At 73.3% G+C, this 12,665-nt stretch carries 14 protein-coding genes; 4 read left to right on the top strand and 10 right to left on the bottom strand.

Features of this window, described 5'->3' with window-relative positions:
• Positions 1–335: 335 nt before the first annotated feature.
• Positions 336–974 (bottom strand): DNA-3-methyladenine glycosylase, encoded by a 639-nt coding sequence (locus tag RM780_RS24605; protein ID WP_311633083.1) that lies wholly within the window; start codon positions 972–974, stop codon positions 336–338.
• 65 nt (positions 975–1,039) lie between these two features.
• On the opposite strand from RM780_RS24605, the gene RM780_RS24600 reads away from it, so the two are divergent.
• Both RM780_RS24600 and RM780_RS24595 read left to right on the top strand, forming a co-directional pair.
• Positions 1,040–1,579, top strand: a complete 540-nt coding sequence (locus RM780_RS24600; RefSeq protein ID WP_311633082.1) for a YbhB/YbcL family Raf kinase inhibitor-like protein — start codon at positions 1,040–1,042, stop codon at positions 1,577–1,579.
• Between the two features lie 147 nt (positions 1,580–1,726).
• The gene (locus RM780_RS24595) at positions 1,727–2,281 is read left to right on the top strand and encodes an HNH endonuclease (protein ID WP_311633081.1); all 555 of its coding nucleotides are present in this window, start codon (positions 1,727–1,729) and stop codon (positions 2,279–2,281) included.
• Between the two features lie 116 nt (positions 2,282–2,397).
• Here the strand turns inward: RM780_RS24595 and RM780_RS24590 are convergent, their stop codons facing one another.
• From RM780_RS24590 to RM780_RS24580, 3 genes are all read right to left on the bottom strand, one after another.
• Positions 2,398–3,351: an SPFH domain-containing protein gene (locus RM780_RS24590; protein WP_311633080.1), complete on the bottom strand. Its 954-nt coding sequence runs from the start codon at positions 3,349–3,351 to the stop codon at positions 2,398–2,400.
• Between the two features lie 59 nt (positions 3,352–3,410).
• Positions 3,411–3,833, bottom strand: coding sequence for an NfeD family protein (locus tag RM780_RS24585; protein ID WP_311633079.1), 423 nt, complete (start codon positions 3,831–3,833; stop codon positions 3,411–3,413).
• Positions 3,834–3,948: 115 nt separating this feature from the next.
• Entirely contained in the window at positions 3,949–4,740 is a 792-nt protein-coding gene (locus tag RM780_RS24580; protein WP_311633078.1) for an ABC transporter ATP-binding protein, read from the bottom strand.
• Between the two features lie 128 nt (positions 4,741–4,868).
• On the opposite strand from RM780_RS24580, the gene RM780_RS24575 reads away from it, so the two are divergent.
• Positions 4,869–5,681, top strand: a complete 813-nt coding sequence (locus RM780_RS24575; RefSeq protein WP_311633077.1) for a hypothetical protein — start codon at positions 4,869–4,871, stop codon at positions 5,679–5,681.
• 86 nt (positions 5,682–5,767) lie between these two features.
• Here RM780_RS24575 and RM780_RS24570 read toward each other — a convergent pair whose 3' ends face one another.
• Positions 5,768–6,067, bottom strand: coding sequence for a hypothetical protein (locus RM780_RS24570; protein WP_311633076.1), 300 nt, complete (start codon positions 6,065–6,067; stop codon positions 5,768–5,770).
• A 376-nt stretch (positions 6,068–6,443) separates the two neighbouring features.
• Here RM780_RS24570 and RM780_RS24565 point away from each other — a divergent pair, with 376 nt between their 5' ends.
• On the top strand, positions 6,444–7,166 hold the full coding sequence (locus RM780_RS24565) for a response regulator (RefSeq protein WP_394813073.1): 723 nt from the start codon (positions 6,444–6,446) through the stop codon (positions 7,164–7,166).
• Positions 7,167–7,362: 196 nt separating this feature from the next.
• On the opposite strand, the gene RM780_RS24560 is transcribed toward RM780_RS24565, so the two are convergent.
• From RM780_RS24560 to RM780_RS24540, 5 genes are all read right to left on the bottom strand, one after another.
• Positions 7,363–7,605, bottom strand: coding sequence for a chaplin (locus RM780_RS24560; RefSeq protein ID WP_311633074.1), 243 nt, complete (start codon positions 7,603–7,605; stop codon positions 7,363–7,365).
• A gap of 171 nt (positions 7,606–7,776) precedes the next feature.
• A complete protein-coding gene (locus RM780_RS24555; RefSeq protein WP_311633073.1) occupies positions 7,777–8,019 on the bottom strand; it encodes a chaplin in 243 nt (80 codons plus the stop codon).
• A gap of 171 nt (positions 8,020–8,190) precedes the next feature.
• On the bottom strand, positions 8,191–8,832 hold the full coding sequence (locus RM780_RS24550) for a response regulator transcription factor (protein WP_311633072.1): 642 nt from the start codon (positions 8,830–8,832) through the stop codon (positions 8,191–8,193).
• Positions 8,825–9,976: a GAF domain-containing sensor histidine kinase gene (locus tag RM780_RS24545; RefSeq protein WP_311633071.1), complete on the bottom strand. Its 1,152-nt coding sequence runs from the start codon at positions 9,974–9,976 to the stop codon at positions 8,825–8,827. Before RM780_RS24545 ends, RM780_RS24550 begins: the two co-directional genes overlap by 8 nt.
• A 150-nt stretch (positions 9,977–10,126) precedes the next feature.
• A complete protein-coding gene (locus RM780_RS24540; RefSeq protein ID WP_311633070.1) occupies positions 10,127–12,574 on the bottom strand; it encodes an FHA domain-containing protein in 2,448 nt (815 codons plus the stop codon).
• Positions 12,575–12,665 lie beyond the last annotated feature (91 nt).

The following is a 12,665-nucleotide window of genomic DNA, read 5'->3' as shown; positions in this document are numbered from 1 at the left end:
AAACTCTCCGTGAATGATCCATAAGCAAAACAAAAAACTTGGCGTTGACTATCCAAAAGCACGCTGTTGAGTTCTCAAGGAACGGTCGCTCTCCCAGGGCAATTCCCGGGCGGCTTCCCTTCGGTGTGCCACCATATTAGCCGACCTCCCGGTCACGACCTAATCCGCGTCCGGGGGACCCGATTTCGGCGTGCCGAAGAACTCCCGGTGGGGAGATCTGAGCTGAATGGTGGTGCGCCTGCGGAGCGTCTTCAGCGAGTCCTGCGACTGCTGGAAACCGCTCTCCGCGTGAGGCGACTCGACCAACATTACGGCTCACGTCCCCCGGCGTCAAGTCAAGACCGCCTGCGGCGCCCCTGGTGCGCCCGGTAGGGGCTGACGGAGGGGTCGCCGGGGATCCAGAACCGCCAGGGCTGGAGGGCGCCCTCGCCGCCGACGCCCGTGCGCGGGCCCTGCTCGACGGAGGCGCGGGGTACGGGCGTTCCGGCGAGGAGGCGCAGCGGGGCGCCGGGGTCGGGTCCGCACACGTCGGTGCCGTCGAGGGGGCGGTCGACGTCGAGGGCGGTGGCGAGGCGGGCCGGTCCCCTGGCCAGCTCGGCGTCGTTGCGCGCGGTGGGGCGGCGCAGCCGGACCAGTTCGGCGCCGGTGAGGATCTCGCCGGCGCGCAGCAGGACTCCGGAGGCGAAGCCCTCGGGGCCGCAGACGAGGTTCACGCAGTGCCACATGCCGTAGGTGAAGTAGACGTACGTGTGTCCGGGGGGCCCGTACATGCTGGCGTTGCGGCGGGTGCGACCGCGGTAGGCGTGGGAGCCGGGGTCGGCCTCGCCGTTGTAGGCCTCGACCTCGGTCAGGCGCACGGTGACGCGGCCGTCGGGGAGGTTGCGCACGAGGGTGCGGCCGAGGAGGTCGGGGGCGACCTCCAGGACGGGGCGGTCGAAGAAGGTCCTGGGGAGTGGCTGGTCCGTGAGGTACATGGCGGCTGACTAGGCTAACGCGGGCAGCGTTGGATCAAGGAGAAGGTCGGAGAGAGGGAGATCCCATGGCCGAGTTGGGGCGGCGTCCGCTGCCGCACGACTTCCACCCGCCGGTGGCGTCGTTCACGGTGGTGAGCGACGACCTGGTGGACGGGGGGCCGCTGAAGGACACGCAGGTTCAGGCGGGCGGGAACTCCTCGCCGCACCTGCGGTGGTCGGGCGCGCCGGAGGGCACGAGGAGCTTCGCCGTGACCTGCTTCGACCCGGACGCGCCGACGGGCAGCGGGTTCTGGCACTGGGTGGTGTTCAACATCCCGGCGTCGGTGACCGAGCTGCCGGCCGGGGCGGGCACCGCGGACGGGGCCGGGCTGCCGGCGGGGGCCGTGCAGGTGCGGAACGACTACGGCGACCGGGAGTTCGGGGGCGCGGCGCCGCCGCCCGGGGACGGGCCGCACCGGTACGTCTTCACGGTGTACGCGGTGGACGGCGAGGAACTGGGGCCGGATGCGGGCGCGACGCCCGCGGTGGTGGGCTTCATGCTGCGTTTCCACGCGCTCGGGCGGGCGCATCTGATCGGGACGTACGAGAACCCGGCCTCCACCTGAGGACGTTTCCCGCCTCCCTCCCCCGCCTCTCGCGCGGCCTGATGTTCGCCTCCCGTCCGGCGGAAATTGCTTTGTCGGGCCCTGCGGGCGGCGGCAGAGTGGTTGCGGCCCGCCGAGGGGCGGGGATGCGGCCGGGAGGTGGGCGGGATGCGGCAGACCCTTGTACTCAACGCGAGTTACGAGCCGTTGGCGACGGTGTCCCTGCGGCGTGCGGTGGTGCTGGTGCTTCAGCAGAAGGCCGACGTCGAGCACGCACACCCGGGGCTGCGGGTGCGGGCCGCGGCGGTGGAGCTGCCGGTGCCGCAGGTGATCCGGCTGCGGCGCTTCGTGCGGGTGCCCTTCCGACAACGGGCCCCGTGGTCGCGGCGGGGCGTGCTGGTACGTGACCGGTTCCGGTGCGCGTACTGCGGGCGCCGGGCGACCACGGTCGACCACGTGGTGCCGCGGGCCCAGGGCGGCGGGGACACCTGGCTGAACACGGTGGCGGCCTGCACGGAGGACAACCACCGCAAGGCGGCCCGGACTCCGATGCAGGCGGGGATGCGGCTGCTGGTACGGCCGTTCGAGCCGACGCCGGCGGACGCGCTGCTGCTGGCGGTGGGCGTGCGGTGGAACGAGGGGGACGAGGGGGACGCGGTCGGCCAGGGGGGCGGGGCCGCGCTGCCGGAGTGGCCGGCGGTACGGGGGGCCGAGGCCTCCTGAGCGGGTCCGAGGGGAACGGGGACGGCCCCGTCCGTTCCGGCGTGGATGCCGGGGCGGGCGGGGCCGTTCGATGTTCCGGGGCGCGCGCGCCGGTGGGGCGGCGGGTACCCGGGGCGTTATTCGATGCGGGGCTGCTCGCGGCGGGCGGGCTTGTCCAGGGCGGGGCCGCCGTCGTCGGCGGGGCCGCCGCCGTTGGGGGCGGTGAAGCGGCTGAGGTTGCCGCCCAGGCCCTTGAGGGCCTCGCCGATCTCGCTGGGCACGATCCAGAGTTTGTTCGCGTCGCCCTCGGCGATCTTCGGGAGCATCTGGACGTACTGGTAGGAGAGGAGCTTCTGGTCGGCGTCGCCGGCGTGGATGGCCTCGAAGACGGTGCGGATGGCCTGGGCCTCGCCCTCGGCGCGGAGGGCCGCGGCCTTGGCGTCGCCCTCGGCGCGCAGGATCTCGGACTGCTTGGCGCCCTCGGCCTGGAGGATCTCGGACTGCCGGACGCCCTCGGCCTGGAGGATGGCGGCGCGCTTGTCCCGGTCGGCGCGCATCTGCTTCTCCATCGAGTCCTGGATGGAGGTGGGGGGCTCGATGGCCTTCAGCTCGACGCGGTTGACGCGGATGCCCCACTTGCCGGTGGCCTCGTCGAGGACGCCGCGGAGGGCGGCGTTGATCTCCTCGCGGGAGGTGAGGGTGCGCTCCAGGTCCATGCCGCCGATGATGTTGCGCAGGGTGGTGACGGTGAGCTGCTCGATGGCCTGGATGTAGTTGGACACCTCGTAGGTGGCGGCGCGGGCGTCGGTCACCTGGTAATAGATGACGGTGTCGATGTTGACCACCAGGTTGTCCTGGGTGATCACCGGCTGCGGCGGGAAGGGCACGACCTGCTCGCGGAGGTCGATGCGGTTCCGGATGCGGTCGATGAACGGGACGACGATGTTCAGCCCGGCGTTGAGGGTGCGGGTGTAGCGGCCGAAGCGCTCGACGATGGCGGCGCTGGCCTGCTGGATGACCTGGATGGTCTGGACGAGCGCGATGACGACCAGCACCACCAGGATGACCAGCACGATGATGATGGCGTCCATCGTGTACTCCCCCTGCTGCTAGTTGAGTTGGAACGATTGTCGGTGAAGTGGCGGGGTCATCACATCACGACGGCGGTGGCCCCGTCGATTTCGACGACGCTGACCTGACTGCCGGGCTCGTAGGTGTCGTCCTCGCCGAGCGAGCGGGCGGACCAGACCTCGCCGGCGAGCTTGATGCGGCCGGTGGAGGCGTCCACGCGCTCCAGCACCACGGCGGTCCGTCCCATCAGCGCGTCGGAGCCGGAGCGCAGCGCGGGCGGCTGGGTGCGCGAGCTGCGGGCGAAGGGCCGCACGGCGAGGATGAGGGCGGTGGAGACGACGGCGAAGACGAGGACCTGGACGACCAGGCTGTCGGTGAGGGCGCCCGTCAGGGCCGCGGCGAGGCCGCCGACGGCGATCATGCCCAGCTCCGGCATGGCGGTCAGGACGAGCGCGATAGCGAATCCTCCGGCGGCGATGAGCCACCACACCCAAAAGTCCACAAAATCATGGTAGTCCGACGGGCACCCTCGGGAACAGGCCCGGGCGCCCGCCGGACTGAGCGGGACTCAGCTCGGGGCCGGGGCGCGGCCCGGGCGTGGCGGGCCGCTCCGGGGCTCAGGTCAGCGGCAGGCCGTGGGCGGTCCAGCGCTCGCCCTGGCGTTCGACGATGAGCGGGAGGCCGAAGCAGTGGGAGAGCTGGGCGGAGGTGAGGACCTCCTCGACGGGGCCGGCCGCCAGGACGCGGCCCTGGCGGATGAGGAGGACGTGGGTGAAGCCGGGGGCGATCTCCTCGACGTGGTGCGTGACCATGATCATGGAGGGGGCGTAGGAGTCGCGGGCCAGGCGGCCGAGGCGGCGGACCAGGTCCTCACGTCCGCCGAGGTCCAGGCCGGCGGCGGGCTCGTCGAGCAGGAGCAGCTCGGGGTCGGTCATCAGGGCGCGGGCGATCTGGGTCCGCTTGCGTTCTCCCTCGGAGAGGGTGCCGAATCTGCGGTCGAGGAAGTCGCTCATGCCCAGGCGGTCCAGGAAGGCGCGGGCGCGGCGCTCGTCCATCTCGTCGTAGGTCTCCTGCCAGCCGGCGGTCATGCCGTAGGCGGCGGTGAGGACGGTCTGGAGGACCGTCTGGCGGCGGGAGAGCTTGTCGGCGAGGGCGCTGCTGGCCATGCCGATGCGGGGGCGCAGCTCGAAGACGTCGACGCCGCCGAGCTTTTCGCCGAGGATCTGGACGGTGCCCGAGGTGGGGAAGAGGTAGCTGGAGGCGATGTTCAGGAGGGTCGTCTTGCCCGCGCCGTTGGGACCGAGGATGACCCAGCGCTCGCCCTCGGAGACGGCCCAGGAGACCTTCTCCACCAGAGCACGGCCGTCGCGGACCACGGATACGTCCACCAGCTCCAGTACATCGCTCATGCGCGCGGTCTCTCCCCATGCGGTTGCCGTCGTTTCCCCAGGGCAAAACCTACGCCACCGCGGCCCGGAGCCGGGTCCGGGGAGGCGCTCGGGAGGTCTGCCGGGCTTCCTTCCCTAAGGTAGAGGGCATGCGATACGAACCTCGTGCGGGGCGGCTCGCCGCCTGGGGCAATGCCCTGTTCGCCGGACTGGTCTCGCCGGATGACGCGGCCTCGCGGGTGGTCGGCGGGGACACGGTGCACCGGGTGGTGGACCTTCCGGAGGAGACCGGGCCGGTGGGGCTGACGCTGGCGCTGGGGCGGCTGCGTTCGCTGGGCGTGGCGGGGCTGCGGATCGCGTTGCCCGCGCCGGGGCATCCCCTGGGGCTGAGCGGGCCTCCGGAGTTCAACGCGGCGGCGATGGAGGCCGGGGAGGCCGTGATCGCGGCGGGGAGGGCGGTGTTGGGGCTGGTGCCGGAGGTGAGCGAGGCGGGCCCGGCCGGGGACGTGCTGACGGAGGTGGTGTGGCGCTGTCTCCCGGTGCGGCAGGCCCCGCCGGCGGACGTGCCCTCGCTGGGCGAGGCGGAGCGGGAGCTGGCCGAGGTGCTGCGGGAGACGACGGAGGCGCTGACGCGGCTGGACCTGGCGGGGGCGGGGCCGATGGCGATGGCACGGCTGGAGGCGTACCGGGCGCGGATGGAAAGCGGGCGGCAGTTGCTGGCGCCGGGGTATCCGCCGCGAGCGGTGCGGGTGCTGGAGCTGGCGCAGCGGGTGGGCGGGCTGGTGGAGATCGCGGAGGAGGCGGGCGTGGAGGAGGAGGCGCTGGCGCACGGGGCGGCGGTGAGCGCGGGCCAGATCGCGGAGCGGGACCGGCTGTTGCGGGGCGTGGAGCGGGCGGCGCGGCGGGCGCGGGTGGCGGCGTACAACGCGTACGCGGAGGAGCTGGAGCGGCAGGGCGGCTGAACGGGCCGCCGGGCCCGGGCTCCTGGGGCGGAGTCCGGGCTGGGCGGGTGTAGGTCTAGGGACCGGTGGGCCCTGGGGGCCGGGGGTCAGGGGGTGTCGGCGCGGGCGGCCTCGCGGCGGATGGCGCGGGCGCCGGCGGGGGTGGCCTCGCGGGTGTCCGGGGTGCTCGCGGGGGCGGGATCCGGGGCGCGGTCGGCGGCGGTGGCGCCCGGGGCGCCGGTGGCGAGCGCGGCGCGGGCGAGGGTGGTGATCAGGCCCGGTCGGATGATGCGGGCGGCGCGCCCGCGTTCTCTGTACGGCCTGCGCGACCCACGCGTGGCACAGGACCTGGCGGCTCCTCGGTGTGCGAGACGGTCAGGGCAGCCGGGAACGTACCATGCCGACACATGGTCGACATTACCGAACACTTGGGGAGTTCACTTCTTCGCCGGACCTTTGCCGGGGCCCCATCAGGGGCAGGGATGACTGGCCGCCGCCGCCGAGGTGAACGACCTTGAGTCACCTCGGGGATGGCGGGGCGGGCGGAGCAAGGTCGTTCCGCGCGCGAATAAGTTACCGAGGCGTTCGACATTGTCGACCCTCAGTCGAGTATGTAGTGTCCTGGCTGCCGGCTGGCGTCAATCGAGGAGTGGGCTGATGGAACGAAGCCACCTGTGCGGCCCCGGGACCGAGCCCCGCGTGGCGGGGTCCGCCGTCACCCCAGCCTTACCGCCCTCCGCGCCGCCGGGAGCCGGGGGCGTCCGGCCTATTGGAGTGCTGATCATCGAGGCGGACCGGCCCACGGCCGAGACGCACCGTCACTACGTCGAGCGGGTGCCGGGGTTCGCCGTGGTGGGAACGGCCGCCTCCGGGACCCAGGCCCGTCGGCTGCTCGCCCGGGCCCCGGCCGACCTGCTGCTGCTCGACCTCCACCTGCCGGACGGCCACGGGCTGGCCCTGCTGCGCTCCCTGCGCGCGGAGGGCCACCGCGCCGACGCGATCGCGGTGACCCGGGACCGCGACCTGGCCGTGGTGCGGGACTGCGCCTCGTTGGGGGTCCTGCAGTACGTGCTCAAGCCCTTCCCCTTCGCCACGCTGCGCGACCGGCTGGTGCGGTACGCCGAGTTCCGCGGGGCCTGCGGGGAGGCGGAGGGGCAGGAGGACGTGGACCGGGCGCTGGCCGTGCTGCGCGTGCCCGGGCCGGCGGCCCTGCCCAAGGGGCTGACGGGCGCGACCCTGGCAGCGGTCACCGGCGCGCTGCGGCGGGCGGGCGAGGGGGGCCTCAGCGCGACCGAGACGGGCGTGGCCGTGGGCGTCTCCCGGATCACCGCCCGGCGGTACCTGGAGCACCTGGTCCTCACGGACCGGGCCGCGCGCAGCCCGCGGTACCAGGACCGGGGGCGGCCGGAGATGACCTATCGCTGGCTGCGCGAGCGGCGGGCGCTGCCGCGGCCCGGCGGGGTGGGGGTGGCGCCCTCCGGTGCGGCGGGGCACGCGGCGCGCTGAGTGCTTCCGTTTCCGGGGAACGTCCGGGGCGGGGCGCCGGCCGGGACGGGAGCGGGCCCCGCCGCCCTGGCCGGGGACGGGGGACGAGGGGGGCGCCGGCGCCTGCGGGGGCGCGGGGCCCCCGGGGGCCCGGACGGCACCGGGCCCCCGGACCGGAGAGGTCGCGGGGGCCCGGGAGCTGTCGAACCGACGGGCGTCAGGAGGCGGCGCCGGTGTTGCCGAACGCCGGGTTCAGGATGCCGACCACGTTGATGCTGTTGCCGACCAACTGGATCGGGACCTTCACGGGCACCTGGATGACGTTGCCCGAAATCAGGCCCGGGGACTTCACGGCCTTGCCGGCCGCCCCGTCCCCCGCGGCCGACGCGGCGCCGGCAGCGGTCCCGACGACGGCTCCGGCGGCGGCGAGCACGACTGCGGCCTTCTTGGCAGTGTTCATGGGTAGTGATCCTCCTGGACGTTACTGAGCGGCGACCCCGGCGACGGAGCCGCGCGCTGCACAACGCGCGGGCCGAACGCACGGCACGGGCGGATTGCCCGATACCCACGTTCGGCCCAACGCGTCATGCGGGGCGGCGGCCCGGCGTGCGGGCCGGGGCGGCCAGGTGCGTCAGCCCAGGAAGCCGGCGTTGCCCCAGACCGGGTTCAGGACGCCGATCACGTTGATGCTGTTGCCGTTGACCTGGACGGGCACGTCCACGGGGGCCTGGATCACGTTGCCGGAGACGACGCCCGGGGAGTGGACGGCGCTGCCCACCGCGTCCGGCGTGTGGGCGGAGGCGACGCCGGCTCCGGCGGCGGCCATCCCGCCGGCCATGAGGGTGATCGCGGCGGCCTTCTTGAAGTTGTTCACCTGCTGGACCTTCCTTGCGTTTCGCCCGCGGCTCGGTGCCGCGGCGCGCACTGGAGAACGGTCCGGACGCGGCCTGGTTGCGCCACTCGGGTGACATACACCCGACCGTATGAATGTGGGCCCGAGGTGTGACGTTCTGTTTGCCCCGGCGCGTCGTAGGAGGTAGCGGGGTCAGTCGGAGATCCCGTGCCGCACGGCCCAGAGGGCGGCCTGGGTGCGGTCGGCCAGGTCCAGCTTCATGAGGATGTTCGAGACATGGGTCTTCACGGTCTTCTCGGAGAGCACCAGGGCGCGGGCGATCTCCCGGTTGGAGCGCCCGCGGGCGATCAGCGCCAGCACCTCCCGCTCCCGCTCGGTCAGCGACCCGGCGCGGCTGCCCTGGGCGGGGGCGGCCTCCTGGGCGAGCAGGGCGCCGGCCACCTCCGGCTGGAGCAGCACGTGCCCGGCGTGGACGGAGCGGATGGCGCCGGCCAGGGCGTCGGGGTCGATGTCCTTGTGGACGTAGCCGGCCGCGCCGGCCCGCAGCGCGGGGACGACGGTGCGCTGCTCGGTGAAGCTGGTGACGATGAGGACGCGGGCGGGATTGCCCAGCTCCCCGAGGCGCCGCAGGGCCTCCACGCCGTCGCTGCCCGGCATCTTGACGTCCATGAGGATCACGTCGGGGCGCAGCTCCTCGGCGCGGGCCACCCCGGAGGCGCCGTCCCCCGCCTCCCCGACGACCTCGATGTCGTCCTGCACCTCGAGGAACGTCCGCAGGCCGCGGCGGACGACCTGGTGGTCGTCCACCAGCAGGACGCGGATGGCGTCAGCCACCGGGCACCTCCATCTCGATCACGGTGCCCTGGCCGGGCGCCGATTCCACGGTCAGCGTGCCGCCGACGGCGGCGGCCCGGTCGCGCATGGAGACCAGGCCCAGGTGGCGTCCCGCGGCGCGGACCGCCGCAGGGTCGAAGCCGGCCCCGTCGTCGGCCACCCGAAGGACGGTGCGCAGGCCGCGGCGCCCGAGAGTGACGGCGACGTGGCGCGGGGCGGCATGGCGCAGGGCGTTGTGCAGGGCCTCCTGGGCGACGCGCAGCAGGGCCTCCTCCTGCCCGGCGGGCAGGGCGCGGGCCTCCCGGCAGACGAAGGTGACGCGGGCGGGGTGGGCGCGGTCCAGGACCTGGGTCTGGGCGCGCAGCGTGGCGATCAGGCCGTCCTCGTCGAGGGCGGCGGGGCGCAGCTCGATGACGGCGGAGCGCAGCTCGTCGGCGGCCTCGGCGGCCAGGGAGGCGACCTGGCGCAGCTCGCTGCGGGCGCGTTCGGGGTCGCGGTCCAGGAGGGTGGCGGCGGCCTGGGCGGTCAGGCGCAGGGAGAAGAGCTTCTGGGCGACGGCGTCGTGCAGCTCGTGGGCGAGGCGGGCGCGCTCGTCGGCGATGGTCAGCTCGCGGCTGCGTTCGTAGAGGCGGGCGTTGGTGAGGGCGATGGCGGCGTGCTCGGCGAGGAGGTGAAGGAGCTGCTCGTCCTCGGCGGTGAAGGCACAGCCGTCGCCGGTGCGGCGGCGGGCGGGCGGGCAGCGCTTATTGGCGAGGAAGAGGGCGCCGAGGACCTCCTGGCCATCGGCGATGGGCATGCCGAGGAAGTCGGACATCTCCGGGTGGGCGGCGGGCCAGCCCTCGAAGCGGGGGTCCTTGCGGACGTCGGTGAGGCGGACGGGGGCGGCGCCGTGGAGCATGGCGGCGAGGATGCCGTGCTGGCGGGGCAGGGGGCCGATGGCCTTCCACTGCCGGTCGCTGATCCCGTCCACGAGGAACTGCGCGAAGCCGCCGTTGCCGTCGGGCAGGCCGAGGGCGGCGTAGCGGGCGTCCAGGAGTTCGCGTGCGGAACGGACGATGGTCTGGAGCACGTCCCGCACCTGGAGGGTGCGGTTCATGGCGAGCAGGGCCGCGCTGACGGCGGCCAGTCCGGAGGTGGGCCCCATGGGGAGACGGTAACGTGCCCCGCCCCGGTCGCGGATCGGACCGGGGCGGGGCGGGAGTGCGCCGGTGGGCCTAGGACCCGGGGACCAGACGCGCGGGCGGGCGCCCCCGGGTGGGAGCGCCCGCCGGCGGACGGGGTGGGGCGGCGGCCCCTACTTGCGCATGACCTCGGGTTCGTGGCGGCGCAGGAAGCGCATGACCAGGAAGCCGCAGGCGACGGCGAGCAGCAGCAGCATGCCGACGTCGAGGAACCAGGTGCCCGCGTCGTTGGTCCACAGCGGGTCGGGGTCCTGGGGGGTCAGCTCGTTGGGCGGGGCGGTCAGCCAGTTCAGGGCGGTGGTGGAGCCCAGCCCGCCCAGGGCCCAGCGGGAGGGCATCAGCCAGGCGAGCTGCTCGACGCCTAGGGTGCCGTGGACCTGGAAGAGCGCGCCGGTGAAGACCAGCTGGACCACGGAGATCATGACCAGCAGGGGCATCGTCATCTCGGAGGTGCGCACCAGCGCCGAGATGACCAGGCCGATCATCATGGAGGTGAGGCCCAGGACCATCAGGACAATGGTCATCTCCACGGCGGGCGCGTCCGCGAGGACCAGGCCCTCGGGGGGCATGTCGCGGGGGGCGAAGCCGATGGCGGCCATGATGCCGGCCTGGAGCATGGTGACGATGCCCAGCACGAAGACCTTGGACATCAGGTAGGCGGAGCGGGAGAGGCCGACGGCCCGTTCTCGCTCGTAGATGACGCGTTCCTTGATCAGCTCGCGGACGGCGTTGGCGGCGCCGCTGAAGCACATGCCGACGACGAGGACGAGGAGGATGATGCTGGCGTCGCCGTTCCGGATCTGCGGGCCGGGGCCCAGGCCGTGGTCGGCGGGGATGACGACGCTGACCAGGCCGAGGACGATCGGCAGGGCGAGGGTCAGGCCGAGGAAGCCGCGGTCGGCCATGATGACGGCGGCGTAGCGGCGCATCAGGGTCCGCACCTGGGAGCCCCAGGTCTGGGCCTTCTGCTGGGTCATGACCATCGGCTGGAACTGCGCGGCCTGCGGCTGCACGGCGTCCAGGTCGGCGGCGTACATCTGGTAGTGCTGGGAGCCGCGCCAGCGGCTCATCCAGTCGAAGTCGCGGTACTCCTCGAAGGCGGAGAAGACGTCCGCCCAGGTCTCGTAGCCGAAGAAGTTCAGCGCCTCGTCCGGCGGGCCGAAGTAGGCGACGCCGCCGCCGGGGGCCATGACCAGGACCCGGTCGCACAGGCCCAGCTCGGCGACCGAGTGGGTGACGACCAGGACGGTGCGGCCGTCGTCGGCCAGCCCGCGCAGGAGCTGCATCACGTCGCGGTCCATGCCCGGGTCGAGGCCGGAGGTGGGCTCGTCGAGGAAGATCAGCGAGGGCTTGGTCAGCAGCTCCAGGGCGACGGAGACGCGCTTGCGCTGGCCTCCGGAGAGGGAGGAGATGCGCTTGGTGGCGTGGGGGCTGAGCTTCAGCTCGGCCAGGACCTCCTCGACGCGGGCGTTGCGCTCGGCCTCGCCGACGTCGCCGGGGAAGCGGAGCTTGGCGGCCAGGCGCAATGCGGTGCGGATCGGCAGGGCCGTGTGCAGGATGTCGTCCTGCGGGACCAGGCCGATGCGGTGCCGCAGCTCCGCGAAGTGCGTGTAGAGGTTGCGGTGGTCGTACAGCACCTCGCCGTAGGTGGCGGGGCGGTAGCCGGTCAGGGCCCGCAGGAGGGTGGACTTGCCGGAGCCGGAGGGGCCGATGACGCCGATCAGCGACTTCTCGGGGACGCCGAAGGAGACGTCGTTGAGGATGGTCAGCTGGTCGTTGTTGACCTTGACGGTCAGGTGGCGGGCCGAGAAGGAGACCTCACCGGTGTCGACGAATTCCTGGAGCTGGCTGCCGACCAGCCGGAAGGTGGAGTGGCCGATGCCGACGGTGTCGTTCTGCCCGAGGTACTGGCGGCCGTTGCGCGGCAGGAGCTGGCCGTTGACGTAGGTGCCGTTGTGGCTGCCCAGGTCGTGGATCTCGAAGCGGCCGTCGCGGTGGGCGAGGAACTCCGCGTGGAAGCGGGAGACCTGGAGGTCGGAGACGACCAGCTCGTTCTCCAGGGCGCGGCCTATGCGGGTGACCTGGCCGACGGCCAGGTCGTGCAGGCTGGTGGCGCCGCCGAAAGTGACGGGAGAGCCCTGCGGCGGGGGCCCGGCGGGGGCGGCGGGGTGGCCGCCGAAGCCGGGCTGCTGCGGGGGCGTCCCGGGCGGGGGGCCGGCCATGGCCGGCGCGGGCGCCTGGTAGGTGGCCTGCTGCGGGCTGGGCACCGCGGCCCCGGAGAAGTTCATGCGCGGGCCGTCGGTGGCGTTGCCCAGGTGAACGACCGTGCCGCCGGCCAGGGGCAACTGCTGTATGCGCCGGCCCTGGGCGTAGGTCCCGTTGGTGCTGCCGTGGTCCTCGACCACCCAGCCCTGGCCCGCCCAGCGGATCGTGGCGTGGTGCCACGAGACGCGGGCGTCCTGCAGGACCAGGTCGCCCTGGGGGTCCCTCCCGATCCTGTACGACCTGGTCGGATCGAGTGTCCAGGTCTGTCCGTTCAATTCCAGTACGAGTTCCGGCACTCCCTGCCCCACAAAGCTAGTTCCCCCGATCACCCTCCCCGCAGGAGGCCCAGGGATGGTGGACTGATCGTGGGGGAACTATTCCAGGCCG

This window comes from Streptomyces boetiae (genome assembly GCF_031845405.1).
GTDB lineage: Bacteria > Actinomycetota > Actinomycetes > Streptomycetales > Streptomycetaceae > Streptomyces > Streptomyces boetiae.
This window is presented reverse-complemented; position numbering and strand designations above follow the sequence as displayed.

Excerpts from the sequence above, each read along its gene's own strand:
- RM780_RS24545 (WP_311633071.1), bottom strand. The coding sequence starts at position 9,976 with ATGGGGCCCACCTCCGGACTGGCCGCCGTCAGCGCGGCCCTGCTCGCC.
- RM780_RS24575 (WP_311633077.1), top strand. The coding sequence starts at position 4,869 with ATGCGATACGAACCTCGTGCGGGGCGGCTCGCCGCCTGGGGCAATGCC.
- RM780_RS24605 (WP_311633083.1), bottom strand. The coding sequence starts at position 974 with ATGTACCTCACGGACCAGCCACTCCCCAGGACCTTCTTCGACCGCCCC.
- RM780_RS24590 (WP_311633080.1), bottom strand. The coding sequence starts at position 3,351 with ATGGACGCCATCATCATCGTGCTGGTCATCCTGGTGGTGCTGGTCGTC.
- RM780_RS24580 (WP_311633078.1), bottom strand. The coding sequence starts at position 4,740 with ATGAGCGATGTACTGGAGCTGGTGGACGTATCCGTGGTCCGCGACGGC.
- RM780_RS24595 (WP_311633081.1), top strand. The coding sequence starts at position 1,727 with ATGCGGCAGACCCTTGTACTCAACGCGAGTTACGAGCCGTTGGCGACG.
- RM780_RS24600 (WP_311633082.1), top strand. The coding sequence starts at position 1,040 with ATGGCCGAGTTGGGGCGGCGTCCGCTGCCGCACGACTTCCACCCGCCG.
- RM780_RS24560 (WP_311633074.1), bottom strand. The coding sequence starts at position 7,605 with ATGAACACTGCCAAGAAGGCCGCAGTCGTGCTCGCCGCCGCCGGAGCC.